The organism is Tardiphaga sp., assembly GCF_041424195.1.
Taxonomy (GTDB): Bacteria; Pseudomonadota; Alphaproteobacteria; order Rhizobiales; family Xanthobacteraceae; genus Tardiphaga.
On the sequence record NZ_JBGMOE010000081.1, the window covers coordinates 1 to 26,519 of the forward strand.

Consider the following 26,519-nt stretch of genomic DNA (forward strand, 5'->3'; position numbering starts at 1 on the left):
ATCATCGACGAACGCTCCGGCATCATCGTGATGGGCCGCGACGTCCGCGTCGCTACCGTCGCCGTGGCGCAAGGCAATCTCACCGTGACGATTTCGGAGAGCGCCAATGTCAGCCAGCCCAATGCATTCTCCAATGGCCGCACTGTCGCCACGCCGAGCACGCGCGTCGGCGTGACCGAGGACGGCAAGAAGTTCGCTTTGGTGAAGGACGGCGTCTCGCTGCAACAGCTCGTCGATGGTCTCAACGGTCTCGGCATCGGCCCGCGCGACCTGATCGGCATCCTGCAGGCCATCAAGGCTGCCGGCGCCATCCAGGCCGACATCGAGGTGATGTGATGAACGTCAACACCGCTGTCGCCGCCTATCAGACCAAGCACCCGACGATTAACGGGCGTCCCGACCAGACGCTGATCGATGCCCTGCAGAAAGTGTCGCCGCAAGCTCAGGCCAAGACGCGCAAGCAGTCCGAAGACTTCGAGGCGATGTTCATCAACACGATGTTCTCGCAGATGACATCGGGCATCAAGGGCGAAGGCCCGTTCGGCGACACCACCGGCACCGGCGCATGGCGCTCGATGCTGACCGACGAGTATTCGAAGTCGTTCGCCAAGGCTGGCGGCGTCGGCATCTCCAACGAAGTCTTTCGTTCGCTCATCATCCAGCAGGCCAACCGCGCCAGCTGATCGCAGAGGACACCGCCATGAACAACGCGCAACGCAAGCAAGCCGCACCGATCGTCGCACCGCGTTCGGTCGCGACGCTGATGGAAGCCCGCCAGCTCGCCGACGAACTGATGAAGGTGATGAACGAACTGCTCGCCGTCATCGAGCAGGAGACGACGCTGGTCCGCAACGGCCATATCCGCGAGGCTATCAAGCTCGAAGCTCCGAAGGCGGATATTTCGCGTCGTTACATCGCGATGATCTCGCTGCTCAAGATCAGCCAGACATATCTCGCGCAGACGACGCCAGACCTGCTCTCGGCCTTGCGCAAGCACCATGACGTGTTCCGTGCGATGCTACAGGTCAATCTGACCGTGCTCGCCACCGCGCATGCGGTGTCGGAAGGCATTGTCCGCGGCGTCAATGCCGAGGTTCAGAAGCGTAATATCCCGCAGACCTATACGGCGGCCGGTCGACAGGCTCAGCCCGGCCGAGCCAACATGACGCCCATTGTCGTCAGCAGGTCACTTTGATCGCATAGTTGGTCATACGACTGTGGGCGCGTGAGACGCGCCGCGGCATTGCTGTCTTTTGAATTAAATTGCAACGCGCAGGTAAGCACCGGATTCAGCCGTTCGGTGCATAATGTCGTTTGGGAACGGGTCGGGATTGATCTAATGGAGCCAGGAGGGCTGCCATGGGTGCCGACTTCAATATCAAACCGGTGGGGGCACCGGTTGCCACGCCTGTCATCAGACCCGCACCAGAAGCGGTGCGTGAAGCCGTGCCTACGCAACTGCCACCCGACAAGACTGTGTCGGCAGCGCCCCGCGTGCTGCAGCCCAATATCTCTGCGGCGAACTATCAGCAGATGGATAGCGACCGTATCTCGAAGGAAGTCGTCATCGACAAGGGTGCAGGCGAGATCGTCTTTGTGTCCGTGGACAAGAAGTCCAACCAGGTGATCGATCAGTACCCCGAGGAATCGCGACTGCGTTCCCGGGCCTATCTACGCGCCATGGATACGCTCAAGCAGGACGCGAAGCAGCAGAATCGACGCATGGAGACAGACCGCAGCATCTAATGCTGCTGATCACACGTTGCGCGTTGCGTAAGCCGTATCAAGATACGTACCGCCGGTGGCGGCATCGGTCACGACGTTCTTGATCGTCGCCTTGTTGTTGGCCGTCATCTGAAACTTGGTGTCGCCCACGCGAAACGAGTTATCCTTGATCAGGACCTGCTGATACTTGACGGTCCCCTCGCTCTGATACTTCACCTGCGCGCGAAAGCCTTCGACTTGCGAAATCGCGATCTCGAACTTCTTGCCGTTGGCGTATTTGCCTTCCCAACTGCCCTTATAAGCCTCAGGATCCACGGCCACATACTTGCCTGGGGTCACCGGCGTCGTCGTCTTGTAGGCCGTCGCCAGGATGCTGAGAGCGTCTGCCATTGCTGCCTCGTACCGCGCGGTCCGAATCACCGCGCATCTCTGCCGGCGATTAGGCCGCTCAGACCGTTAAGCTATCGTTACGGAGCCACTCAGGCTCACGGGCGACCGGACAGTCCCGCCGCAATATTGCGGTTGATATCGATGAGCGCTTGCAGATGTTCAACCTGGCGGATCTGCTGAAGCGCGGTGCACTGCGTCAGAACGAAAATGCCGATATTGGCGATGTTCTGACGGATCTCGATCGATTCCGGATTCTGGTCATTCATGGCATCGCCGACGAAGATGGACCAGAGCTTGCGGTTGAAGAGAAGAGCCTCATCAAGGCCAGCATCGGTGTGGGCCCAATTGGTCACCACGTCCTGCAGCTTGCGCGCTGCCTTCAGAAGGGCTTGGGCTTCGATGTCTCTCGGTGTCGCCGTGGTCTGGGCAGTACGCGCGTAGGCTTGAGCACCGATCGACATTCGCTACCTCAAAAACTCTTCTTCCCGCTTGATCAGCGGACGCAATTCCTTGAGTGCTTTGTAAAGTGCGCCGCTTAAAATAAGCTTACTGACGTCCTCAATCGTCTCGCGAAAACTCGGAACCGCTTCAATCAATTCCTTGATGAAGCCGAGATACAGTTCCTGATAGGCGGGGATATCATTCTCCAGATACATCATCTGCACGCAGAGATAGACGCGCTTGACCGGTGTCGTTGCAGTCTCCGCGGTGAGGATGTCCTTTTCACGCATGATTGGCGCATCGCCATCAATCAGGAACGCCGTGCGCGTATCGGAATTGGTGATCACGCTTTGGCCGATGATGATTCGCTCACCCGGCTTCAATTCGACTCGCAAAGGCATTCAGCTCTCCTTTTCCCTCACCGGCTCCCCAGAGACCGCATGCAAAAGCCGGCGGTATCTGGTGCCGCGCTTCGGGCGGGCATGCACTATCCAGGAACCCGGAAAATACGCTTGCGATATGAATAATACCAGCGTTCAGCGGCGTACATCTCAGGCCCGGGAAAGCTCCAGCCCCGACAAAGCGCCGCTTATGATGCGCTACTAACGAAAAACGGCGGGGTTTCCCCGCCGTCCGATAATCCCAGTGCGGCTGTCAGACTTACTGGAGCAGCTTGAGCACGCTCTGCTGCGACTGGTTGGCCAGCGCCAGCGCGGACACCGCTATCGACTGCCGGGTCGACAGCGCCTGACTGTTGGCAGCCTCCTCGTTCGTGTCTGCCAGCGTCAGGTTGGACGAACCGGTCTGCAGCACATTGATCAGGTTCTTGGCAAATTCCTGACGGATCTGCACGATCGACAGGTTGGAGCCGAGCGCCGAGGCCTGCGCGCGGAGAACCGAGCTGGAGATATTAAGCGCAGCCAGCGTGTTGTTCGCCGATGTGTTGTCGAGGAAGTCCGCGCCCTTGGCGAGCTTGCTGAGGCCCAGACCTGCCGGCGTCAGGGTCGTGCCGGCGATGTTGAGCGTGGACTTGCCTGTCTCGTTGAACACCAGCTTGAGCTGATCGCCACCCAGCAGGTTGATGCCGTTGAAGGAGGCATCCTGCGACGTGGTCGTGATCTGGTCGATGATGTTGTTATACTGCGCGACGAGATTGGCGCGCGAGGTCTGCGACGCGAAGTCTTGAACCGGCGTGCTCGGCACCAGGCCGTTGAACAGCTTGCCGACGCCCGCGGCTGTGCCGCCAATGGCGCCGATCGTCGACGACGCAGCATCGTTCGAGGTCGTGATGGTCATGAAGCCGGCGGGATCGATGACCGCCTGCAGATTGTTCGGTGCCAGCGCCGCGTTAAGCTGCGCCAGTGTCGAGACCTGACCGCTCGCAGTGCCGAAGGTGATGTTCGTCGCGGCGCTCGATGGATTGGTTGCCGCGATCGTCAGCGTCAGCGCAGGCGGACCACCCAGGGCCGTCGGGCCTGAAGTTCGCGCCTGGGTCACCGACGTACCCAACCCGAGCCCGGCGAGCGCGGCGGTGTTCGAGCTCGTGATCGACAGATCGGAAGCAGTACCCGTGTGCAGCGTGATCGCTCCAATGGGCGCTGCCGTGTTGACTGCCGAGCCGGCACCACCCGACAGCGCATCGATCTTGCTCAGCAGCGTGGTGACGCTGTCCGTGATATTGATCTCGTTGGCGCCCGAAGCGCCCGACGCTCTGAAGGTCAGGCTCTGACCATTGACGGTGATGGTGTCGTTCACCGCGAAACTGGTGGCGATCGAATCGGTCGCCGCTCCGCCCGACAGCAGCGTGGCGCCCGTAATGGCAGCCGCATTCTTGTTATTCGCGATGGTACCAACGAAGGTGTTGTCGGTCTTCGCGGATGTACCCAACAGATTGTCCGCGGTCGCGCCCGGATTGATCGGCGTCGTGATCGACGACTTGGCGTTGTAGCCGACAGGTATCTGCAGCGCCTGATTGGCGATCGATTTCGCGGTATCGACCAGCTTCTGCAAGGAGGTGATGCCGGTATTGGCCGCCTGCAGCACCTGCACGCCGTTACCGATGCCGTCGAGCAGGCTGTTGATGTCGCCGGCGCGGCTATCGAGCCCTGCTGCCGTGAAGAAGTTGGTGGGGTTGTCGAGCGCGGTGTTGACCTTCTTACCGGTCGCAAGACGATTCTGCGTCGTGGACAAGAGGTCCGCCGTCGACTGCAACGACAGCAGGTTCTGGCGAACCGAAGCCGAAAGAACGATGCCTGACATATGGAAACCTTCCTGTTCCCAGCGCGGTCGACCTTCAGGTCGCACAAGCGCATGGTGCATCTGACGAGACCCATCTCGCCGCGACGCTGCCGGTTAAATTTGACGCCCTTCTGGAAGAGGAATCTCGGTCCGCCTTGCGGCAATGCCCGGATTAAACGCGGCCGATTCTCGGCCTACCTGCTTCCTACTCAGGCCGAATATGACCGACGACCATTTAAGATATGGTTAACAGCGGATTAAGGCTTTCGTAAAACTGCCCCAAAACGGCAAAGCCCCGGAAAGCTTAAGCTTTCCGGGGCTTTGCGACGATTGGACAACGAAAAACGGCGGGGCTTTCTGCCCCGCCGCCTTCTGTTTCGACTAGTCCGCTGAAGTTTAGCGGAGGAGCTGGAGAACGCCCTGCTGCGACTGGTTGGCCAGCGACAGCGCGGAGACGGCGATCGACTGGCGGGTCGACAGCGCCTGGCTGTTGGCCGCTTCCTCGTTGGTGTCGGCGAGCGTGAGGCTCGATGCACCGGTCTGCAGCACGTTGATCAGGTTCTTCGAGAAGTCCTGACGCATCTGCACGACCGACAGGTTCGAGCCGAAAGCCGAAGCCTGCGAACGCAGCGTGGAGCTGGCGGTGTTCAGCGAGGCCAGGAGCTTGTTGGTACCAGCGTTATCGAGGAAGTCGGTGCCCTTGGTCAGCGACGCCAGACCGAGGCCAGCCGGATCGAAGGTGACGCCGGTGATGCTCAACTTCGACTTACCGGTCTCGTTGAAGGTCAGCGCGAGCGTATCGCCGTTCAGCAGGTTGACGCCGTTGAACGACGAGTCGCTTGCGGTGGTCTTGATCTGGTCGATCACCGTATTGTACTGCGCGACCAGGCCAGCGCGGGTGTTCTGAGCGTTGACGTCAGCCACCGGAGCGGAGGTGTTCAGCGCGCCGAACAGCTTGCCCGAGCCGGTCGCCGTGCCACCGATGATGCCGCTGGCCGTCAGATCGAACGATGCTTCATCGTTCGTGGTCTGGATGGTCAGCTTTCCGGACGTGTCGAGCGTCGCCTGCAGATTGCTGGTTGCCAACTTCTTGTTCAGATCGTCGAGCGTATTGACCTGATTGGCGCCCTTGCCGAAGGTGATCGTCTGGGCAGCGCTACCGTCGATCGCACCGATCGTCAGCGCCTGACCAGCGAACGAGCTCGTCGCTGCCGTGGTGCCAGCCGTGAGGCCCACCTTGGCAAGCGCACTACCACCCAGGACAATGCTGCCCGTGGCGTTGCTGTTCGTCAGCGTGAGCTTGTTGCCGGTGATCGACGCGGCCGCGGTGCCACCACCGAGAGCCGTCTTGATTGCAGCGGTCAGATCGTCAGTGGTCGCTGCAGTGGTCGCGGTGGTGTTCAGGTTGATGGTGCCGTCTGGATCAGTCGTGGACGCAGCGGTACCAGCACCTGCAGCCGTGATCTTGATCGTCGTACCGTTCACGATGAGTGTATCGTTGGCCGCAAAGCTGCCGCCAGCCGCAGTCGTCAAAGCAGAAGCAGCCGCAAGAGTACCAGTCGCCGTGCCAGTGAGCGTGGCTGCGGTATCGGGCGTGCCGAGCAGGTTGGTGGCAGTCGCACCGGCGATCGTCGAGGAGAACTGCGACTTGGTCGAATAGCCCGAGGTCGCCTGCAGCGCCTGGTTCGCAATCGACTTGGCGGAGTCGACGAGCTTCTGCAGCGAGGTGATGCCGGTGTTGGCGGCCTGCAGGATCTGCACGCCGTTACCGATACCATCGAGCAGGTTGTTGATGTCGCCAGCGCGGTTGTTCAGGCCCTGCGCGGTGAAGAAGTTCGTGGGATTGTCGAGCGCCGAGTTGACCTTGTTGCCGGTCGCGAGGCGGTTCTGGGTGGTGGAGAGGAGGTCCGCGGTCGACTGCAGCGAGAGCAGGTTCTGACGGACGGAAGCCGAGAGTGTAATGCCGGACATGTTTGGTTACCTTCCTGGTAGACACAACGAGCGACCTTCTTGGTCGACAGAGGGAAGATGAACCGCAGGTTCTAAAATTGCGTAAAGGGAACTGTGCGGATTTAATGCTCCCTGCGCGTGTATTTAGCTACCTGCACCCGCCCCGGAAACGACAAAGCCCGACTCGTGAGAGTCGGGCTTTGTCGTTTGTTATCAGTGCTTTTGTGAAGCTGGGAGGTTGGCTTCCCGGACTTTGGCGAAGAAGCCAAAGCCCGGCGAAGTTGTAAACACGAGGCAACCCGTTAAAGAAACTTAACCAAGCTCATCTGATAAAGATTTGACGTTGTCTGATACGAGGCCTGCAAGGCGGTCTGCAGCGCCAGAATTTTGGTCGCGACCTCGTCGTTATTAATGCCCTCGATGGAGTCGAGCATTGTCTGGGCCATCGCCTTGGTCTGCACCTGGCGATCTGTCGTCGATTTGATCGATGCCTGCGCGCCGGCAAAGTCGGCCTGGATGTCCTGAATGGTCTGCTGGCCAGGGACAGCCGCCAGATTCTGCGCCACGCGCTGGTTCAGCGCCGCGATCTGCGCATTGGCGTTTTTTGCATAGGTCGCATTGCCGAGTTGTGCCGGATCGACGGCCACGGCCGCGAACACCGCGACGGTCTGCAGTTGCGAGCGCAGGGCCTGCTCGTCGGCGCGCGCGCCATATTGCACCGTGATCGATGTATCGATCTGGGAGATTGCCGATCCGCGGGCCGAGCCATTGGCGGCCGTGTTCTGCTCGCCCTGATACCAGATCACGGTATTGGCAGCCGTACCGGCAACCAGCGACGTCGCTGCGCTGGCGGGCGAGCCCTGCACGCGCATCGGCGGCTGATCGAAGAATTCGTTACCGGCCTGGATCGACGAAGCCGCGACCAACGGGCCGTTGGCAAGGCTTTTCACCGCCGATGTCAGCGCTGTATTCAGATTGGCAGCGGTGACCGCCGATGACGGGGCCACGGGAGGCGTCGCATTCGGCTGCCCCGGGTCGATCGCAAACGAGCCCGCCGGCGTTGGCGTCGCCGACGACGCGGTCAGAACGATGTCTTCGGTGGTGCCGTCAGGCAGGTTGAATGTGAACTTGATCTGATCGCCATCTTTCGGATTGGTCGCGCCGAGATCGACCGACATCGCAAGCGGCGACGGTGGCGTGGTGGCCGGCGGTGTTGCGGTCGGCTGGGTGACCGTCGCACCGGTGATCGTGGTCGAGATCGCATTCAGCTTGAGGCCGAACGGCGTCGCTGCGACTGGCGGCGTCGCCGTTGGATCGGCAGCGAAGTCTTCGCCGATCTGCACCGAAGTGGTGGTCGGCTGCGACAGCAGCATGTGGCCCATACCGGATGCTCCGAGGTCGGCCTGGTTGCGCTCCGAGATCACCTGCTTGAGGCCGGCAATCGCCGCACCGTTACCATTCATGATCTGGTCGGCCGGCGCGACCGGTGCCGTGTCGGTGGCCCGCCCGGAGAACAGGTAACGGTCGCCCGACTTGGCATTGAGCATGTCGACTGAGTCATAGAAATCGAGCGAGGCGGTCTTCTGCCCCGGCGTCTGACCGGTATTGTCGAAATTGCTGCCGGCGCTGACGGCAGCGCCCTTCACTTCCGATCCGATCGCAACGAGCCGCTGCAGCGACAGATTGGCCACGCCGATGCGCGTGTTCAGATTGACTGCGGTATCGGCATAGGCGGCCACATTGCTGATCTGCGCGCGCAACGCGATCGCGAGACTGCGACCGCTGCCCTGCCCTGCATAGGTGTTCGAGACCTTGCCGCTCGACAGCTGCTGCGTCAGCGTATCGAGCTGATCGCGCAGACTGGTAATTCCGGATCCGATATAGGATGTACGTCCGCTGACACCGCTGATCGTCATGATTACCTCAGAATGCCTGCATCAGGGTTTTGTACAATTCGTTGACCGTCGACATCACGCGCGCATTGGCCGAATAGGCGTTCTGCAGCGACAGCAGATGCGCCATCTCGTCATCCATATTCACGCCGGACGCGTCTGCCATCTTCTTGTCGAGTGTGTTGAGAACGACGTTCTGGCCATCCGCCAGTTGCTTGGCGGAATCTGCAGCAGCGCCCTGCTGCCCGACGAACTGGCGCATATAGCTCAGCAGCGTCCCCTTGAACGGCGCCGTAGCGCTGCCAGTTCCCGTCGCCGGCGAATAAGTGAAACTGGCATTGTTCAACTGGTTGAGCAGGAGGGCCGACCGCGTCGTGTCGCCTGCTGCCGTCGATCCGCTGTAAACCACCAGCTTGGACGGATCGGCGACGATCCCATTGTTGATCGTCAGCCGGCCCGCGAGACCGGTCATCTGCGAACCGTTCTTGCTGATGCCACCGCTATAGGCGGCGCCGTTATCGGTGAACAACGCCAGCTCCGGGCTGCCGTTGCTCAGATCGTTGGGACCTTGCGTGACCGTCACCGACGCCGCGTTGATGTTGGCGAATGCGGGATTGTTGACGACGGTGAGTGCGCCGGCCGTGCCGGAGAACGTAGCCTGCCCGCCAAGCGCCGCGTTCAACTGATTCAGAACCGAGCCGAAGCCCGAAGAAAAATCGAGGCCGATGACGGTATCATTCGGATTGGTTGTTGCCGTGTTCGGCAGCGGCAGCACGCTGGGATCATCGACCCGCATGAACGAAATCTCGCGCTGCGTGTTGGTCGCCGTATCCGTATACGTGAAGTGAATCACATTGCCCGGCTTCATCTGCGAGACATCGAGCGTAAAGCCGGTCGGCGTCCCCGGAGGCAGCGCCGTCGGCGGCACCGTCGGCACGGGAAAGACGCTTCCAGCTGTCGTCTTGTCCGAGAGCGCGCTCGAGATCGACCCAGCGAACTGATCGAGCTGGTTCTGCGCCTCGACAAGCGTCTTGTCGCGAAGTTCGGTATATGCGGCGATCGTGCCCGACTTGATAGCGCCGGTGGCAGTCAGATCGATCGATCCGCCATTCGGAAATTCGATCACCACCGAGCCGAGATTACTCTTGCTGGGATCCGCGCTCCACGTCGTGCCGGCCGATACTGTGCCCTGGGCATTAAACGCCAGTGTCGCCGCTTCGTTGCCCACCAGCTGCACACCGGAACCGGTGAAGATGGTAACCTGATTGGCGCCATTGGTAGTGACGCGGATATCCATCAGCTGCGAGAGCTGCGTGACATATTGATCGCGCTGATCGAGCAGCGCGGCGGTGTTGGAGTCCGTCGATGTCCCGCCTTGCGGATTGGCCGTCAACTGATTGTTGATCGTGGCAATCTGCTTCATCAGAGTGTTGGCGGTCGTCACGGAATCCTTGATGCCGTTTTCCGCCGCGCCGCGCAGGTTCTGAATGCCCTGCGTCATCGAATTCAATTGTTGCGCAAGTGTTTGCGCGGCATTGAGCACGCCGATCCGTGCCGACTGACTGTCCGCACTCGTAGACAGCGCCTGCACTGCCGTCGTCAGGGCGTTGAAGGAATATTCGAGCGAGCCGACTGAACCAGGATCGCCGTAGAGGCTCTGCATCTGCTGCAGGAAGCTCGAACGGAGCGTGGCATAGCCCGCGCCCGACGTTTCGGTGCGGAGCTGCGCCTGAATATACTGATCGAGCTGGCGATTGACGCCGACGGTGCGGACGCTGCTGCCGTTGCCGGAATTGACTGCGACCTGATCTGTCGACTTGCGAATGTAGCCGGGCGTTTCCGCATTGGCCACATTCGAGGATACCAGCGACATCGCGGCCTGATTGGCGCGCAGGCCGGACATGGCGATGGAGAGTGCGTCGTTCAGACTCATAACTAACTGTCGCTCTCAAGGTTCACGCGGGAAGAAGGCCGCAGCCGCGGCTTTCCGGTTAACGCATCACGTTCAGCAGATCCTGAACCATGGTGTTGGTGGTCGTGATCACCTTGGTATTGGCTGAATAAGCCTGCTGGGTGACGATGAGCTTGGTGAATTCATCGGCGATATCGGTGTTGGACGACTCCAGCGACGAGCCGGAAATGCTGCCACCCTTGCCGTACAAGGCTTCGCCGGATTCGTTGGTCGTCTCGAATGCGCCACCGTCGATGCGCTTGAGGAAGTTGGCGCCGTTGAAGGTGGCAATGCTGACTTCGGCAAGATCGATGTTGCGGCCGTTGGAGTAGCTGCCGACCACACGTCCTTCATTGCTGACCGACACGCTCTGCAGCTGCCCCGCAGCGTAGCCGTCCTGCTCGAGCTGATTGACCTGGACGTTGCCGTTGGTGTCGGCGAATTGCGTGAGACCACCGGTGCCGAATGCCATGGTGACATTGCCAAGGCTCTTGCCGCTGACGGTCAGGCCGGTCAGCGTGATCTGGCCGACGACCGGCTGCATCTGGCCGTTCGGCCCGAACTTGAAGTCGGTGCCGACATTCTGCCAGGCAGCGGTCGCGCCCGTGGCCGCGGGGTCGGTCTGGTAGAACAGGTTCCAGGTATCCGTTCCGCCCTGCGTAGCGGATTCGACTTTCGCCCACCTGAATTGCAGGCTGACCGGCGCACCGTTGCCGTCATAGACCGTCTTGGCCCCGCCGCTGATCGATTCATCGAGGAAGGTCTGAGAGTCGCTGCCGATCACGATGCCGGTGCCCGCCGTACCGCCGCCCGAACGAAGGCCGGTGACGGTGCCGGTGAAACCCAGGGCCTGGAATGCGGCGACCGCCGTGGTCGTCGACCCTGCCGCCAGCGTAAAGTCGTTCGCCGTACCGGAGTTCAATGTGATCACACCGGTGGGGGACACGCTCGATAGCGGCGACGTGTTGCCGGTCGCGGTGTCGATGGCGGTGAGCACGTCGCCGACAGTGGCCGTATCGATCGGGATGAAGGTCGTGCCTGGCACGGGCGCGGGAGCAACGCCGCCCGTGTAGAACGAAAGCGTCTTGGTCGTGGTGACGCCGGCACTTGTGGTCTTCAGGACGAGCGTATCGCCGTTCGCGAAGCCGACCGGCAGCGTATCGCTGCCGGATACGGGCGCGAGTTTGGTAGCCGCCGAGATCGGCGCCGGCGTCGTCGCGAAATTGTTGCGCGCGTTGCCGGGAACACCCGTATTGCCGAAAGGCGTTGCCGCGGTGCCCAGCACGCGCGGGTTCGACACGAAGTCGGCCGATCGCAACAATTCGGAACCAGGCACCGACGTCTGATGCTTGGTGGTCAGCGGATAGCTGGCGAGGTTGGCGCGGTAGTCGATCTTGGTGGTGGCCTGCGACGGCAGGAAGTCATTCTGGAAGCGCAGCACTTCCGGCGTACTGCCGGCCGGGTTGCCGGTCGAGGGATCGATCTTGACGCCCTGCAGATAGTAGCCAGCGCCGTTGACGAGATAGCCGTTCTTGTCGAGCGAGAAGTCGCCGCGACGGGTGTATTTGTTGACGCCGTCAAAGATCGGCGTGGAGTCGGAGACGTTGCCGGGCTTCTGCACCGCAAAGAAGCCGTCGCCGTTGATCGCCATGTAAGTCGCGACCGAAGACGACTGCACCGAACCTGCGATGGTGTTGGTGCTGCGCGATTGCGCCGTCACGCTGCCGGCCACCTGTGCGGATGTGCCGGCATCGGGAATGAGGTCGAGGAAGCTGGTATCGATCCGCTTGAAGGCGGTGGTCTGCGAGTTCGCGATGTTGCCGGAAATGTTTTCCAGCGCATAGGAGTTCGCCCGCAGGCCCGCAACGGACGTGGTGAGAGCGCCGAAGATACCCATTACATCGTCTCCAACTTCGATCCGGGCGGCCCGCCGGATGGTGCCAAATTCGCAGCCGCTGTCGGAGGAGATGTCGCAAGCGCCGTGCCAAGGGGATAAATGCAACGAATTCAACGCACTAAACAAAGAACCCCGGTCCATGGACCGGGGCACATTTGCCTAGCAGGGTAATAATTGCCGGATCGGCGCCTGATTTCGCCGGGGTCTGCGCAGTTGCTCAGGTCGCCGACGGCGCGGCCGGTTTGAAGATCATCGCGAAGCCATCCATGCAGTAACGCAAGCCAGTCGGCTTCGGGCCGTCATCGAAGACGTGACCAAGATGGCCGCCGCAGCGACGGCAATGAATCTCGGTGCGGACCATACCGAGCGTCGAATCCTTGCGCTCGCCGACCGCGTTGTCCAGCGGCTTCCAGAAGCTCGGCCAGCCGGTGCCGCTCTCGAACTTGGTCTCCGACGAGAACAGTGGATTGTCGCAGCCGGCGCAGGCAAAGGTGCCCTTGCGCTTTTCCTTGTTCAGCGGGCTCGAATATGGCCGCTCGGTGCCTTCCTTGCGCAGGATCTCGTATTGCTGCGGCGTCAGCTGCTTGCGCCATTCCTCATCGGTCTTCATGACCTCGAACTTCTCGTCCGAGGCAGCCCGCGCCGGCGAAGCCGTCAGCCATTTCAGCGACAGCAATCCGCCCAGGCCAGCAGCGGTCGTCAAAAGAAAGCGGCGGTCGATCATGGTTGGTCTCCCTGACAATCGAGACGATCATCTCGTTCGCCTGAAATACGGGCGGACGGGGCGGAAGTTACATGCCGGTTCAGAAATATTACTCACGTTTTGTTGCGCGCCGGAAGCCCGGCGGACCGGCCTAGCCTGGCCGCGGGCCACGTGTTCCCGCGCGCAGATTGGCCTCGGCCAGCCGCGCCTCGCGGATCCGCTCTCGCGCCCGCGCCCGTTCGCGATACCGGGCCAGCGTGCCGGCCAGCGCCGAACTCTGCCGCTCCCATAGCCCGACCGCGTGGCCAACGGCCCGCCCGGTCCTGCCGCCGGCCCAGACCAGTTCGAACGGCGCAAACAGCTTGAAGCGATCATCGTAAGCCAGCATGCCCCCTGCGATCAGCCGACCTGCCATGGCGGTGGTATTGAGGCCACGATGGCTGAACCCGCTGGCGACCCACAGTCCCTGACGGAGTTGCCCGATCTGCGGCATGCCATGCACGGTCTGACCGAGCGCGCCGCCGAAGGTCTCGGCCATGGCAACCTTGCCCAGCGCCGGAAACACGGTGCGGATGCGGCGCGCGATCGCACCGGCATAGCGCTTCGGCTGCCCGGCCCAGGTCGTTTCCGGGCTCGACCACATCAGCCGATCGCCGTCGACGATACGAAAGTGATCGACACCGTCACTGTCACTCACCGAACCTTGAAACGTGACCACCTCGGCAAGACGCTCGCCGAGCGGCTCTGTGATGCCTGCATAGCGCCACACCGGCAGCAGCGTGTCCGACAACCGTTGTGCCGGCGCACCAAGATGGATGTTACCCGCCAGCACGATATGCGATGCCCGCATCTGCGCCGACGGCGTCACGATACGCTTGCGGATGCCGTCGGCATCGATGCTGACCACCGGCGTATCCTCGAAGATGCGCACACCAGCCTGCTTCGCCAGCGCTGCCAGGCCCAGCAGATATTTGCGGCCGTCGAGTTGAAACGCCCTCGGATGATACACGCCGTGGAAGTAGCGTCCGGTTTTCAGCACATCGCGGACCCGTTCGATCTGCCAGCCTTCCACCTCGGTGTCGAAATCCTCGCTGAGCATCTGCAGCTGCGCGATCAAGCGATCTCCGACATCGACATTGGAGACTTCAAGTGCGCCTTCCGAAACACCAAGACCTGGGATCACGCCCTCGGCGGCCAGGATCCGCACATATTCCGCACCTTGCTTCGACAGCGTCCACAACTCGCGCGCGTCTTCCAGACCAACACGCGCAACCAGATCGGCGAGCGGCAGGCCAAAGCCCGGCATCACGGTTCCCAGCTGGTTGCCGGACGCGTTCCAACCGACGTGACGCCCTTCGAGCACCGCGACGCTTGCACCCAGACGCGCCGCCTCAAGCGCAATGCTGAGCCCGGCGAGCCCGGCCCCGACCACGCAGACATCCACATCGAGACTGAAGGTCAGTCGCGCGCGGTCGGCGTCGGCGACCTCAGGTCCAAATGTCACGCTTGCGGAAGGGGCGGTCATGACGTTTTCTTACGGACAGGTGGGGCGCTTGTCACCTTGTCCTCACGGTTCATGTCCATTAATCCGCAGACCTGACGTCTGGCGCGACCGCGCCGCCTGCCTCTCTACCACCTCCTGCCGAATCGAGATCGCGCCATGCGCCGTTTACTGCTGCTGCGTCACGCCAAGACTGAAACGAACGCGCCAAGCGGCAAGGATTTCGATCGCCGACTCGATGACCGCGGCCGGCTGGACGCGGCTCTCATGGGGGCCTGGCTCAGCAGAAATCCGCCCCTGCCCGACCTGGTCTGCGTCTCCATGGCGGTACGCGCCCAGCAGACCTGGAGCCTCGTGGCCGCAGCAATGCCTGCGGCGAAACCGACGGTCGCAAGCCTTGATGAACTCTATGGCGCCGGCCTCTCCGAATTGCTGGCGGTGATCCGCGGCGCAGCCGTGGAAGACCCAAAGCAACTGATGCTGGTCGGCCACAATCCCGGCCTGCATGAAATGGCGCTCAGCCTGATCGGCGGCGGCGATGCAGCAGGCCGGAAAGCGATCGCCGACAACCTGCCGACCGGCGCCATCGTGGTGATCGACTTTACCATCGAGGACTGGAACGACGTTGCCTTCCGCGGTGGGCGACTCGTGCAATTCGTCAGCCCGAAACTGCTGAAAAGCGCCGCGGGCCAATAAGCCGCGCCCATCGGAACACGGTTTGTGCTATCCTCTTTCGGACGACGATGGAGGTGCGCATGTACAAATCCATTCTGGTTCCGATTGATCTGGCCGAGATCGACGTGGCCAAACCCGCGATCGCTCAGGCCGCAACATTGTCGCAGATCTTCGATGCGACCGTCCGCCTGCTCAACGTGATACCGATGACGCCGGTGATGCTGGCAGAATATGTCCCGGCGGATTTCGACACCCAGCAACTGGAATCATCGCAAGCGGCCCTCGCCGCAGTTGCCCGCGATTGCGGCATCGACGGCGCTCATGTCTCCAGCGTGGTGCGACAGGGCGGCATCTATCACGAGATTCTCGAAGAGGCCTCGGCGATCAAAGCCGACCTTATCGTGATGACCTCTCACCGCCCGGCGATGCGCACCTACTTTCTCGGCTCCAATGCCGGCCATGTGGTGCGCTATGCCAAATGCTCAGTATTGGTGGTGCGGCCGTGCACTACGGCAACAGCTCGGCCGGTACAGTATTGAATGTGTAGTTACGTGGCTTGTTGCAGCGAATGAAGCCGCTGATCTGCCAGCCGAAAAATATGGCGAAGCCGGCGATGAAGACCACGCCGGCGAATTCACCTATGAACAGCGCGCGCAGCAGCAGCGCCGTCATCGCAAGACCGACAAAAGCCAGCGCAGCGACGATCATGGCATAGATGCCTGGTCGCAGACCGGCACTCAGCTTCGCCGTGCTCCCTGCGGCTGCAAGATGTCGATGTAGTTCCAGGATGAAAGCGCCGTAGCCCGACTGGGGCTCCATCAGTGCGACGGTCTGTTTCGACGTCGAGAAGATCGTGATGTGGCGACCGTCGGCATGATCGAGGTCGGCACGAAAGCGGCGGTGCTGCATTCCCATCGGCCGATAGGACAACCGGATCGCGGCGATATCCGCATAAGCCCAGACGCCGGAGCGACGACCGGTGCGCCATGACAGACCGTCATCGGTCAATTCATAGCGATGCGCAGCGCCGATCAGGGAGGCCTTGTAGGCATAGGTGTGCCCCGGCGCTGCCGCTACCGCGGCAGACGACGCGTTCCTGCGCCTGAAGAGGGTCTTGAGCAAACAGAACGTCCCTGCGCTGGCCGACCTCGCTTGCTTGCGCGATCGCCTGCATGTCCCTTACAAGCTTGCCATGGCCGAGACGACCACTTTTCCGCGCCGCCTGATTCTGGCCGGTGCGATGATTTCCGGATTGCTGCTGGCGCTGGCCGTGCACATGCTCGGCCAGCGCTTCGGCCTCGATCTAGGCGGCCTCTGGCGCAACGATCCCGACAATTTCATGCCGATCGGATCGGCGGTGGCTTGGTGGCTGATCGCGGCCATGGCGTTTGTCGGCGGTTACGTCACCGCGAACCTGTTGCACAGCGCCGCCTCCGGCCGCATCCCGCAGCGCATGCGGCAGTTCCTGATCGCGATCGGCGTACTGTTTCTGGCCGGTGCTGGTCAGGCCGCCTCGGCGCCCGACGCGACACCGACCGCATCAGGCGTTCTGGCAAGTCTTGCCGCGCTTGGCCTCGGCGGCATCATGGCATTCTGTGGCGCCCGGTTCGCGTTACGAAAGGCGTAAGCAAATATCCACAAAAAATCGCGCAGGCTTTCACCCGCGCGATTTTCCCCCGTGATAATCGCCGCTGCGATCAGCTTGCGGCGCGCATATTGACCTTGCCTTCGGCCAGTGAGGTCAGCTTCTTGTCCGCGGTCTTTTCCTCGTCGAGCGTTTTCTGCAGCACGGCTGCGCAGTCATTGCGGCCAAGCTGGCGCGCCCAGGCGATCAGGCTGCCGTAACGCGCGATCTCGTAGTGCTCGGCGGCCTGCGCGGCATTGATCAGGGCGGCGTCGAGTACCTTCTTGTCCTCGACTTCCCCGGCGGTCTCGTCGGCTTCCTTGATGATACCGTCGATTGCCGGGCAGGTAACCGCCTTCACCTCGGCGCCGTGCATGGCGAAGACCTGTTCAAGCCGCTGCACATGTACTTCGGTTTCTTCCAAATGCGTCATGAACCCCTGTTTCAACAGCGGTTCGGTCGCCTTGTCAGCCATCTTCGGCAGCGCCTTCAGAAGCTGCTTTTCTGCGTAATAGACGTCCTGCAACTGATGCACGAACAGATCGTCCATGGTCTTGATGTCCTTGGTGAACAGTCCCATCGTTTTAATCCCGGTGTTCTGGAACGGGAGGGCTGCTGCGGCGCATTGTCCCGTTCGGTTGCGATAGGCCGGTAACCATCGATATTGGGACGTGTTCCGAGGACGTCTTGATTTGCCGCATGGAACATTCGACTTGCCCGCCTATATGAAATGCGGGACGAATGGATCCGAATTGTCTGTGTAATTGTCTTGTAGGGTCAGAACTTTGCAGCCGGCGCGGGTATGTGGCGACCTTGCGGCGCAGCATTAACGCTGACGTTGTCAAGGACTGCACAATGGAACGTTTTTGCCGTAAGGGTTTGGGCTTGATGAGTGAACTTCGCGTATGAGTGAATTGGTCGCCGCTTGCCACCTGTTACCCTGTTCGGCTTTCCACCTGTTCGCGCTCCGCCGGGAGGACGAATGCAACGATTGCTGACCGCGCTCGGGCGCGGCTTCAAGCAACACGTCGGCTGGAAACGGCTGGGTGTTGTTGCAAGCCTGATCGTCATCGCCCTCGCCATCTCCCACCTCGTGCATACGCTGAAGGGTCTCGATACCGCGAAGATCCTGGCGGCGATGGCCGCGAAGTCGACGATGCAAATCGCCATGGCCACGCTGTGCGTGATCGGCGCCTTCTGCACCCTCACATTTTACGATTACTTCGCGCTCAGAACGATCGGCAAGAAGCATGTGCCGTACCGGATCGCGGCACTGGCGGGTTTCACCAGCTACACCATCGGCCACAATATCGGCGCGACCGTTTTCACGGGGGGCGCCATCCGCTTCCGCATCTATTCGGACTACGGCCTTAACGCCATCGACGTCGCCAAGATCTGCTTTATCTCCGGACTGACCTTCTGGCTCGGCAATCTGTTCGTGCTGGGCATCGGCATGATCTGGCATCCACAGGCCGCCTCGGCCATTGATCTCCTGCCCAACGCCATCAACCGGCTGATCGGCTTCGGCTGTCTGGCCGGCATCATCGGCTATCTGATCTGGCTGTCGATCGGCAAACAACGTCGTGAGCTCGGCCAGAACGGCTGGAAGGTCGTGCTTCCGTCAGCGCAATTGACGTTGTTGCAGATCGCCATCGGCGTCGTCGATCTCGGCTTCTGCGCGCTGGCGATGTATCTGCTGATGCCCGATCAGCCTTACATCGATTTCATCTCGCTGGCCGTGGTGTTCATTCTCGCCACCTTGCTGGGCTTTGCCAGCCATGCGCCGGGCAGCCTCGGCGTGTTCGACGCCGCCTTGCTGGTGGCGCTGCCGCAGTTCCGCCAGGAGGAACTGGTCGCCACCGTAGTGATGTTCCGGATCCTGTATTTCATGATCCCGTTCGCCATCTCGATCTGCATCATGGGCACCCGCGAGATCTGGCTCGGCGTCATCCAGCCATGGCACAGGCGCCGCCTGGATGACCGCAGCGAACGCCGCGCGACCGAAGCTGCCCCGGCTGTGGTGCATCAGCAGCCTTTGAAGCGGCAGTCGCAGGGCTGAACCACCCGCGGGCGCCATCCGCGCCCTATTTGCAGCTCGATTTCTTACTTCCGCCCCATACGTGACGTTCAACACCGCCATGGCCCCCATTTATTTCAGACGTTCATTGATCAACTGCGCAGTGCTGCTCGGCTTGCTGGGCGCACTTCAGGTCGGACATGCCAAAGCCCAAGGCATGACCAACAGCTCGATCCAGATTTCCTGGGAGGTCCGCAACCGCTTCCGGCTGTTCCGCGAGGAGCGTGACTTCCAGCTCCAAGTCGAGGCCATGCGCAATCGCAGCGTGCTGGCCGCCGAACAGGCGCTCGGCGTTCAAAGCGACGGCCGCGGGTGGGCGCGCAACACCGTCAACCGCCTGTGTATCGATCTCGCCGGGAAGGTCAGCGAGCCTTGCACCCGCGACACCGTCAAGGAAAGCTACCTGACGCCAACCGAACATCCGATCACCGTCCGCCTCACCGGCGAAGTGCCCGTCGGCGCGGTCTGTGCCTGGACCTTCGATGATGGCGAAGGCCCACGGCAATCCACCCTCGACTGCGCCGAGCCGATCAATTTCCGCGCCATCTATGGTCGCCGCACGGTGACGACCGTCGACGTCACCAGCGGTGCCGAGGCGCCTGTCCGCATCTCCGCCGACATCGCCGTGCGCGACATTCTGATCGCCGGCCTCGGCGATTCCATTGCGTCGGGGGAAGGCAATCCGGACCGTCCGGTCGCGCTGTCCGACGACGGCTTCTGCTTCCGCTCTTATCTCGGCGGCCCCAGCGGGCAGTTCTACCGCCCAAGCCGCGCCGGCTTCAAAGGCGGACGCTCCTGTGATTCCTACGAGTCGCTGCAGGCGTGGCAGCGCGCCGGCGCACAGTGGTTCAATGCCGCCTGCCACCGCTCGCTCTATAGCTACCAGACCCGCGCCGCGCTGGCGCTCGCTGTGCAGTATCCGCACATCGCCGTCACCTATCTGCCGCTGGCCTGTTCGGGCGCGACCATCGCTGAAGGCCTGCTCGGCGGACAACGCGCGCGCGAGTGCCTCACCACCAAGAATGCCAGCACCTGCGCCGGCAGCGTCAACGCGCAGATCGCCGAACTACGCGAGGCCATCGGCGCCGCCAAGCGGCGCCAGCCGACCCGCCGGCTCGATCTCGTGCTGCTGTCCATCGGCGCCAACGACATCAACTTCTCCGGCCTCGTTGCCGACGTCATCGTCGAAAATGCAACCGAACGTGCCCTGTTCAAGCGCGGGGGCATCCTCGGCTCGGTCGAGGACTCGCGCAGCGCGCTAGCCCGCGAACTGCCCGCGAGCTTCGGCAAGGTGCGTGAAGCGCTGAAACCGCTGCTCGGCGGGGACATGTCACGCGTGGTGTTTGCCGCCTACGCCAACCCGGCCCTCGCCAATGGCGCCCCCTGTCCCGGCGGTCCGGCCGGCTTCGACGTGCATCCGTCATTCTCGGCCGATCCGCGGCGACTGGCCAATGTCGCGAATTTCGTCGAGTCCGAATTCCTGCCGCAGCTGAAATCCATCGCGCTCTGCCAGGGCGGCGTGCTGTGCCGCGATCCCGAAACCGACCGCATGACCTTCGTCGATCAGCATCAGGCGACCTTCGCCAATCATGGATTCTGCGCACGGTCGTCGTCCGATCCTGAATTCGACCGTGCCTGCTTCTCGCCAAAGGGCGACAGCTTCGAGAGCAGTCTGGTCGAAGCCGCCGCGCAGCCGATGGTATGCGGTCGCGGCGCCAGCGAATTCCGCCCCTATCTGCCGCGTGGCCGCTGGATCCGCGATGCCAATGACAGCTACTTCGCGGCGATGACCTATCCGCAGGGCTATTCGGCGGCGATCCAGCCGGCCGATATCCATGATGCGACCTGGGGCATTCTCTCGGCGGTCTATGGCGGCGCGATCCATCCCACCGGCGAAGGTCACGCAGCCATGGCCGATGCCGTAGTGCCGGCAGCGGCCAGCGTCCTGCGATTGGGCGCTGAAGCCGATGTCACGCAGGAGCCGCTGGCACCGATGGTGCTGCAGCCGGCAGCACGCTAGGGTTATCAGCTCAGCTATCCAGCGAGGTCCCGGCAAAAGCGAGGACCTCGTCGGTCGGGACTACGCCCGACCGTCGCCTTCGACACAGCTTTGGCCATGAGGGGCACGTCTCGGCAGCCCGTTGCCGAAGACAACAAAGCTGATGGCCGCGAGAATCCACACACCCATTCCGCCATAAAGCAGGACCCAGCCGAACCCTCGGGTCAGGGCGTCTTGAATGACGACTCCGCCGAGATTGTATTCGGACGCAAGCGCCGTACCGGCGGCGACACTCTCTGCCAGCGAGCGTAATAGCTCGACACTGGTACCGCTCGGCAGCGCAGCCTTCAAAGACGCACTCACCCCCTCGACAAGTACGAGGCCCATGAGCGCGATATTGATGGCGAGCGCAATCATGCGCGCACTCATGTCGATGCCTGACGCCATGCCTGCGCGTTCCTGCGGCACCGATCCGGTCGTCGTGTTGGTCACGGGCGTATTGGTCAGACCCAATCCGATGCCGGCAAGGACGCATCCCGGCAGCATCGTCAGCCAGCTCGCATGCTCGACCCAACTGCCGATCTTCATGGCGAAGAACCCCGTTCCGATCGTGAACAGGCCGAGCGGGATGACCAGACCCGGATGGAAACGTAGCATGAGGCGTTCGGCAACCGGCGGCACGACCAGCGTCGGCAACGTATAGGCCAGAAGCGACAGTCCGGCGCCGACGCTGCCATAACCCAGCCCTGCCTGGAAATAGATCGGCAGATAGATCATGAACGGCCAGAAGCTGAAGTTCATGGCCATCGAGCCGATCAGCGCGCCGGAAAAATTACGGATCCGGAAGACGGTGAAGTCGAACATCGGCCTCGGGCTGAGACGCTCTGCGAAGACGAAGCCGATCAGGCTTGCAACGAAGACGCCGACGACCGCAAACGCCGTCCGGCTGTCAAATCCGATATCCGGGCCTTGCGTAATGAAGAATGCGAGGCAGAAGACCGCGAGCGAGAGCGTGATGATCCCTGCGAGATCGAGGCTGCTGGCCTCCGGATCGCGCGACTCGCGAACTCCGCTCCCGGCGAGGATCAGGGCGATCACCGCAAGCGGGACATGGATGAGGAAGGCCCATTCCCAGCTCGACAAAGCCACGATTGCGCCGCCAACGATCGGGCCGAAGCCCAGGCCGATGCCGAAGATGATCCCCCACCATCCGAACGCAATGGCGCGTTGCCGCCCTTCCGGAAATTGATGGGACAGCACCGCGACCTGGCAGATCAGCATCGCCCCGCCGCTCATGCCCTGGAGAAATCTGGCAACGATCAGCACCAGTATATTTTCGGTCAGGCCGCAAAGCAGCGATGCAGCGGCGAACGCGACGATCGAACTCAGATATACGCGCTTGCGCCCATAGCGATCCGCGAGCGTGCCGGTTGCCATCAGCACCGTCGTCACCGCGATCGTATAGGCATTCATGACCCATTGGAGCTGCTTGAAATCGGCATGAAGCACCCGCTCCAGTGTCGGCAGGACCGCGGGAATGCTGGAAATCTCCAGACCGAACATCAGGGAGGTGAGACAGGCAGCCGCCAAAGCCAATGTGCTTTGTCGTGTCGATTCGGAGAGCATGGGAGCCTTTCGGGATAATAACGCGCCACAGTGAAGCCCGACGACAGAGGACGAGGTCCACCCGGTTTGCGTTGCGATGAACGCAACATAGGCAGAGGTTGACCATTTCAGAATTGGATGATTGGATATTTCAGAGACAACAAATCTGGATAGTCCCAATGAACGCCCTGGACGTGGATGCCGTGCAGGCATTCGTGACCATCGCCAATCTTCAAAGCTTCACGCGTGCGGCGGAAGCGCTCGGCACGACGCAGGGCGCCATCAGCGTGAAGCTGAAGCGACTGGAAGACCGCCTCGGCCATAAATTGATCGAGCGAACCCCGCGAATGGTGCGCCTCTCGGCGCAAGGCGCATTATTCGTCGATTCAGCCCGCGACTTCCTGGCCGCGCATGATCGCGCCGTCGCAGCTTTGTCTGCGACCCGTCGCCGTTTCGCACTCGGCATTGCGGCCCATGTGGCCGGGCCGGAGGTTCCGACGCTGCTGGCTCGCCTGAACGCGCATGACCCCACGCTCACGATCGAGGTTCGCCTCGATAATTCACGCAACCTGCTGGACGCTTTCGATCGCGGGGAAATCGATGCGGCCATTGTCCGGCGTGAGGATGATCGCCGCGATGGCGAAGTGCTTGCGCCGGAGCATTTCGGCTGGTTCGCAGCGCCAGGTTTCGTGCACCGGCCGGGTGAGGCATTGCGACTGGCGGCGCTGACGCCAGTATGTGGCGTGCACGACGTTGCCATTCATGCGCTGGACGCGGCTGGCATCGCATGGACGGAGGTGTTTCTCGGTGGCGGCTCTTCGGTCGTGTCGGACGCAGTCTCGGCTGGCCTCGCCACCGCGGTCTTCTCCTGCCGGCTCGCACCGCCCGGCACCATCGAAGTCAGCCAGAAGTTTGGCCTGCCGCCGCTGGCGTCATCGGAAATTGTACTTCTCTCGACACTGTCGGATATGCAGTCTCGCCAAGCGCTGCGAACCCTCGCGGCTGCGTTCCGTGAACACCGCGCGCATGCGAGCTAGGTAGCGTTCGGAAGGCGATCCAGCAGCGGCTGCGCCAGATGCAGGATCTGATAGCAAGCACCAGCATCGGTGCATTCATTCTCCGAGAGCAGGACGCGGGTGAATATCCACTTTTCGGCATCCAGTCCGACGATTGCTGCAACAATTCCGGCACGCGCCGAGAGATCCGCGTTACGCTCGATCTCGCCTGCCATTGCCGCTCCAGGATCGACATCGTGCGGGATGGCGGCATCCTGCCGATAGGCGAAGCGGGCCTCCCGTCCAGTGCCCTTCCGGGCATCGAGCGCAATGCGGGTTTCGATCTGCGCCCGACCGAACATATCCACGACGATCTTGTATGCCCCCTTTACGAGAAAATTGCGAAACGCCTCGTCGTGCCGCCACAGGTAAAGCGACGAATAGCTCGAGGTGGTTGCCCCGAAGCGCCCGCTTTCCCGCAAAAGAAATCCCTTGAAATATAGGTCCGGCACCGCATTCCAGAGCGGTCCGCGCTCCCCCGCGCGTGAGCGAATCAAGCCGAGATCATAGTCGGCGGGCAAGCGATGCTCGTAATGGGCGACGATCATCGTGATGGATTCCTTCAGCAGCCATTGTCATTGGATCGATGCACGATATCGATCGACGGGCCGCGAAGAACAGATATGGAATCATATTTCTATGATCCGGTATTCAAATGAATGACGTCCGGGAGGAGCGGCCAAGCAGCATTTGAAGCTGGCGCGCCACGATTGAATTGGCAACGGAATGGCCGACGCGCCATGGCGTCGGCTTCCAGAATGTGCGGTGCGGAACAGTCCTCGCTTTGTGGCAGAGCCACAAGCGAGTTAGCCGCTATCAGCGCAGAGATTGAGGACCAGCGCTCGCCTTCTTCATCGGCGCAACGGGAGCCTTCGCGTTACCAACGGTCGGCGGCTTCACGGCGGCGGCCGCGAGGGTCGGCACATACTTCGCAAGGACAGTCGGATCAAGCGAGGCCATTTCGGTGTCGGGCAGACGGTACCAGGTCTCGTCCTTGCCGAGCAGCGCGATGCCCCAATAGCCACGCACGGTGAGTGCACGGCCATCGGCGCTGACGCTCATCTTGGCCTTATAGACCTTGCCGTCACGCGGATCGAGAATGTTGCCGTTCTCGTACTTCATTCCCTGCTGTTGCATGTTGCGGATGAAGGAGATGCCCAGCACGGGCTGGCCCTTCCGGTCATCGACGCATTTGCTGCAGACGTCATCGCCCGGCTTGTCATCCGCGCTCGGGAATGTCTTCGCGATTGCACCTTCGAACATGCCGCCATGATCGACCATCAGCACCCAGACCACCGGCTTGCCGTTCTCGACCTTCTGCCAGAGTCCGGCGGCCGTCGGTTCCGCTGCGTGCAGAGGGCCGGTGAACATGGCACATGCGGCCAGACCTGAGGCGACTGTGAGTGCCAGACGTCGGGATCGGAATTTTGCCATCGTCTTCCCCAGTGCAGTTTGTCGTCCAAGCATCCGCACTTGATGCGACTGCATAGATTGTCAATCTTGCGCGACGGGAGAGTGACCGCGGTTGATGGCATTTGCAAGATTGCCGATCGCGCGTCAGATGTCAGATTATGTCGCGGCCACAGCTTTGCCACAAGCTGCCCCCGCAGACCCCGACGCGACTACCGGCGATCCGAACAGCCTTCGCATCCCCGTCATACAAGACGATCCCAAATTAGGCGAAGTTAGTTAACGCCGAGCTTCTTCTGCAGGCTTGAAGAGGACGTCGTGTACTGAAACACGAGTCGCTTGTCCGGATAGACGTAGCGATAGGCCTTCTGCGCCATCAACGCACCCTCGTGGAACCCGGACAGAATGAGCTTCAGCTTGCCGGGATATGTATTGATATCACCGATGGCGAAGATGCCGGGCACGTTGGTCTCGAACGCCGCCGTCTCCACCGGGATCAGGTTGTTCTCCAGCGTCACGCCCCAGTTGGCGACCGGACCGAGCTTCATGGTCAGGCCGAAGAACGGCAGGATCGTATTGCAGTCGATCCGGACGCTCTCGTTATCGTTGCCCTTGATGACGGCCCCGGTGAGATGGCCTCCCTCGCCTTCAAGCGCTGTCACTTGGCCAATCTGCAAATCGATGTGACCGGCTGCCACGAGCTTGCGCATCTGCTCGACACTGTGGGGCGCGGCACGAAAATCATCGCGCCGATGCAACAGCGTGACGCGCCGCGCGACCGGATGCAGGTTGAGCGTCCAGTCCAGCGCGCTGTCGCCGCCGCCGACGATCAGCAGATCCTTGTCCCGGAATTGCTCCATCTTCCGCACCGCGTAGAACACCGACGTGCCTTCATAGGCCTCGATGCCCGGCACCGGCGGACGCTTCGGCTGGAACGAACCGCCGCCGGCGGAGATCACCACCACCTTGGTTTCGAACACCTGGCCGGCATCCGTCGTGACACGAAACAAGGGATCGCCGATCTTCTCGATGGTCTCGACCATCTCATTCAGATGAAAGGTCGGATTGAACGGCTTGATCTGCTCCAGCAATGCCTCGGTCAGCCCCTGGCCGGTGACCAGCGGGATCGCGGGAATATCGTAGATCGGTTTTTCCGGATAGAGCTCGGCGCATTGGCCACCGATCTTGTCGAGAATATCGACGAGGTGGACTTTCATGTCGAGCAGACCAAGTTCAAACACGGCGAACAGCCCGCAGGGGCCAGCGCCGATGATCAGCACGTCCGTCTTGATCGTTTCGCCCATGGTGTTTTGTCTCGGTTGAACCTGGTCCACGCAATCGCAGAGCCCGGCGCCATCCGGCTGTTGCGTGCAGCCTAGCGGCGCT

26 protein-coding genes are annotated in these 26,519 nt (G+C 61.7%); 10 read left to right on the forward strand and 16 right to left on the reverse strand.

The window, feature by feature from the left end:
* The 4 genes from ACEK02_RS12910 to ACEK02_RS12925 form a co-directional block, all read left to right on the forward strand.
* On the forward strand, window positions 1-336 hold a 336-nt coding region (locus ACEK02_RS12910), incomplete at its 5' end, for a flagellar basal body P-ring protein FlgI (protein WP_371422087.1).
* On the forward strand, window positions 336-683 hold the full coding sequence (gene flgJ / locus ACEK02_RS12915; protein WP_371422088.1) for a flagellar assembly peptidoglycan hydrolase FlgJ: 348 nt from the start codon (window positions 336-338) through the stop codon (window positions 681-683). The genes ACEK02_RS12910 and flgJ, both read left to right, overlap by 1 nt.
* 17 nt (window positions 684-700) lie before the next feature.
* Window positions 701-1,195 carry a hypothetical protein gene (locus ACEK02_RS12920; RefSeq protein WP_371422089.1) on the forward strand — a complete coding sequence of 165 codons (495 nt, stop codon included), beginning with the start codon at window positions 701-703 and terminating at the stop codon, window positions 1,193-1,195.
* Window positions 1,196-1,359: 164 nt separating this feature from the next.
* Window positions 1,360-1,746 (forward strand): hypothetical protein, encoded by a 387-nt coding sequence (locus ACEK02_RS12925; protein WP_371422090.1) that lies wholly within the window; start codon window positions 1,360-1,362, stop codon window positions 1,744-1,746.
* 9 nt (window positions 1,747-1,755) lie between these two features.
* On the opposite strand, the gene ACEK02_RS12930 is transcribed toward ACEK02_RS12925, so the two are convergent.
* The 10 genes from ACEK02_RS12930 to ACEK02_RS12975 all read right to left on the reverse strand — a co-directional run bounded on the left by ACEK02_RS12930 (window position 1,756) and on the right by ACEK02_RS12975 (window position 14,712).
* Complete coding sequence (locus tag ACEK02_RS12930; RefSeq protein ID WP_371422091.1) at window positions 1,756-2,115, reverse strand: hypothetical protein; 360 nt, start codon at window positions 2,113-2,115, stop codon at window positions 1,756-1,758.
* A 95-nt stretch (window positions 2,116-2,210) separates the two neighbouring features.
* The gene (gene flaF, locus ACEK02_RS12935) at window positions 2,211-2,576 is read right to left on the reverse strand and encodes a flagellar biosynthesis regulator FlaF (protein WP_371422092.1); all 366 of its coding nucleotides are present in this window, start codon (window positions 2,574-2,576) and stop codon (window positions 2,211-2,213) included.
* Window positions 2,577-2,579: 3 nt separating this feature from the next.
* Window positions 2,580-2,957, reverse strand: coding sequence for a flagellar biosynthesis repressor FlbT (gene flbT, locus ACEK02_RS12940; RefSeq protein WP_089265190.1), 378 nt, complete (start codon window positions 2,955-2,957; stop codon window positions 2,580-2,582).
* Window positions 2,958-3,216: 259 nt separating this feature from the next.
* Window positions 3,217-4,815, reverse strand: a complete 1,599-nt coding sequence (locus ACEK02_RS12945; protein WP_371422093.1) for a flagellin — start codon at window positions 4,813-4,815, stop codon at window positions 3,217-3,219.
* A gap of 375 nt (window positions 4,816-5,190) precedes the next feature.
* Window positions 5,191-6,765: a flagellin gene (locus tag ACEK02_RS12950; RefSeq protein ID WP_371422094.1), complete on the reverse strand. Its 1,575-nt coding sequence runs from the start codon at window positions 6,763-6,765 to the stop codon at window positions 5,191-5,193.
* Between the two features lie 281 nt (window positions 6,766-7,046).
* Complete coding sequence (locus tag ACEK02_RS12955) at window positions 7,047-8,660, reverse strand: flagellar biosynthesis protein FlgL (RefSeq protein ID WP_371422095.1); 1,614 nt, start codon at window positions 8,658-8,660, stop codon at window positions 7,047-7,049.
* 7 nt (window positions 8,661-8,667) lie between these two features.
* Window positions 8,668-10,569, reverse strand: coding sequence for a flagellar hook-associated protein FlgK (gene flgK / locus ACEK02_RS12960; RefSeq protein ID WP_371422096.1), 1,902 nt, complete (start codon window positions 10,567-10,569; stop codon window positions 8,668-8,670).
* A gap of 58 nt (window positions 10,570-10,627) precedes the next feature.
* Window positions 10,628-12,484, reverse strand: a complete 1,857-nt coding sequence (locus ACEK02_RS12965) for a flagellar hook-basal body complex protein (protein WP_371422097.1) — start codon at window positions 12,482-12,484, stop codon at window positions 10,628-10,630.
* A gap of 217 nt (window positions 12,485-12,701) precedes the next feature.
* A complete protein-coding gene (gene msrB / locus ACEK02_RS12970) occupies window positions 12,702-13,208 on the reverse strand; it encodes a peptide-methionine (R)-S-oxide reductase MsrB (protein WP_371422098.1) in 507 nt (168 codons plus the stop codon).
* 130 nt (window positions 13,209-13,338) lie between these two features.
* The gene (locus ACEK02_RS12975) at window positions 13,339-14,712 is read right to left on the reverse strand and encodes an NAD(P)/FAD-dependent oxidoreductase (protein ID WP_371422099.1); all 1,374 of its coding nucleotides are present in this window, start codon (window positions 14,710-14,712) and stop codon (window positions 13,339-13,341) included.
* Window positions 14,713-14,847: 135 nt separating this feature from the next.
* On the opposite strand from ACEK02_RS12975, the gene ACEK02_RS12980 reads away from it, so the two are divergent.
* Both ACEK02_RS12980 and ACEK02_RS12985 read left to right on the forward strand, forming a co-directional pair.
* Window positions 14,848-15,384 carry a histidine phosphatase family protein gene (locus ACEK02_RS12980; protein WP_371422100.1) on the forward strand — a complete coding sequence of 179 codons (537 nt, stop codon included), beginning with the start codon at window positions 14,848-14,850 and terminating at the stop codon, window positions 15,382-15,384.
* Between the two features lie 59 nt (window positions 15,385-15,443).
* Window positions 15,444-15,902: a universal stress protein gene (locus ACEK02_RS12985; RefSeq protein WP_371422101.1), complete on the forward strand. Its 459-nt coding sequence runs from the start codon at window positions 15,444-15,446 to the stop codon at window positions 15,900-15,902.
* Here the strand turns inward: ACEK02_RS12985 and ACEK02_RS12990 are convergent.
* A complete protein-coding gene (locus ACEK02_RS12990; protein WP_371422102.1) occupies window positions 15,871-16,485 on the reverse strand; it encodes a hypothetical protein in 615 nt (204 codons plus the stop codon). The genes ACEK02_RS12985 and ACEK02_RS12990 overlap by 32 nt on opposite strands.
* Window positions 16,486-16,555: 70 nt before the next feature.
* On the opposite strand from ACEK02_RS12990, the gene ACEK02_RS12995 reads away from it, so the two are divergent.
* Window positions 16,556-16,990, forward strand: coding sequence for a hypothetical protein (locus ACEK02_RS12995; protein WP_371422162.1), 435 nt, complete (start codon window positions 16,556-16,558; stop codon window positions 16,988-16,990).
* Between the two features lie 70 nt (window positions 16,991-17,060).
* Here the strand turns inward: ACEK02_RS12995 and ACEK02_RS13000 are convergent, their stop codons facing one another.
* On the reverse strand, window positions 17,061-17,567 hold the full coding sequence (locus tag ACEK02_RS13000) for a ferritin-like domain-containing protein (RefSeq protein WP_371422103.1): 507 nt from the start codon (window positions 17,565-17,567) through the stop codon (window positions 17,061-17,063).
* A 402-nt stretch (window positions 17,568-17,969) separates the two neighbouring features.
* Between ACEK02_RS13000 and ACEK02_RS13005 the strand changes: the two genes are divergently transcribed.
* Together ACEK02_RS13005 and ACEK02_RS13010 are read left to right on the forward strand one after the other, a co-directional pair.
* A complete protein-coding gene (locus ACEK02_RS13005) occupies window positions 17,970-19,046 on the forward strand; it encodes a YbhN family protein (RefSeq protein WP_371422104.1) in 1,077 nt (358 codons plus the stop codon).
* Window positions 19,047-19,125: 79 nt separating this feature from the next.
* Window positions 19,126-21,084 carry a hypothetical protein gene (locus tag ACEK02_RS13010; RefSeq protein ID WP_371422105.1) on the forward strand — a complete coding sequence of 653 codons (1,959 nt, stop codon included), beginning with the start codon at window positions 19,126-19,128 and terminating at the stop codon, window positions 21,082-21,084.
* A gap of 60 nt (window positions 21,085-21,144) precedes the next feature.
* Here ACEK02_RS13010 and ACEK02_RS13015 read toward each other — a convergent pair whose 3' ends face one another.
* The gene (locus tag ACEK02_RS13015) at window positions 21,145-22,689 is read right to left on the reverse strand and encodes an MFS transporter (protein ID WP_371422106.1); all 1,545 of its coding nucleotides are present in this window, start codon (window positions 22,687-22,689) and stop codon (window positions 21,145-21,147) included.
* Between the two features lie 158 nt (window positions 22,690-22,847).
* Between ACEK02_RS13015 and ACEK02_RS13020 the strand changes: the two genes are divergently transcribed.
* Window positions 22,848-23,705 carry a LysR family transcriptional regulator gene (locus tag ACEK02_RS13020; RefSeq protein WP_371422107.1) on the forward strand — a complete coding sequence of 286 codons (858 nt, stop codon included), beginning with the start codon at window positions 22,848-22,850 and terminating at the stop codon, window positions 23,703-23,705.
* Here ACEK02_RS13020 and ACEK02_RS13025 read toward each other — a convergent pair.
* The 3 genes from ACEK02_RS13025 to ACEK02_RS13035 all read right to left on the reverse strand — a co-directional run bounded on the left by ACEK02_RS13025 (window position 23,702) and on the right by ACEK02_RS13035 (window position 26,437).
* Window positions 23,702-24,271, reverse strand: coding sequence for a DUF4865 family protein (locus tag ACEK02_RS13025; RefSeq protein WP_371422108.1), 570 nt, complete (start codon window positions 24,269-24,271; stop codon window positions 23,702-23,704). The two genes, ACEK02_RS13020 and ACEK02_RS13025, sit on opposite strands and share 4 nt — an antisense overlap.
* 268 nt (window positions 24,272-24,539) lie before the next feature.
* Window positions 24,540-25,157, reverse strand: a complete 618-nt coding sequence (locus tag ACEK02_RS13030; protein ID WP_371422109.1) for a DUF2147 domain-containing protein — start codon at window positions 25,155-25,157, stop codon at window positions 24,540-24,542.
* 251 nt (window positions 25,158-25,408) lie between these two features.
* Window positions 25,409-26,437, reverse strand: a complete 1,029-nt coding sequence (locus ACEK02_RS13035; protein WP_371422110.1) for an NAD(P)/FAD-dependent oxidoreductase — start codon at window positions 26,435-26,437, stop codon at window positions 25,409-25,411.
* Window positions 26,438-26,519: the final 82 nt, after the last annotated feature.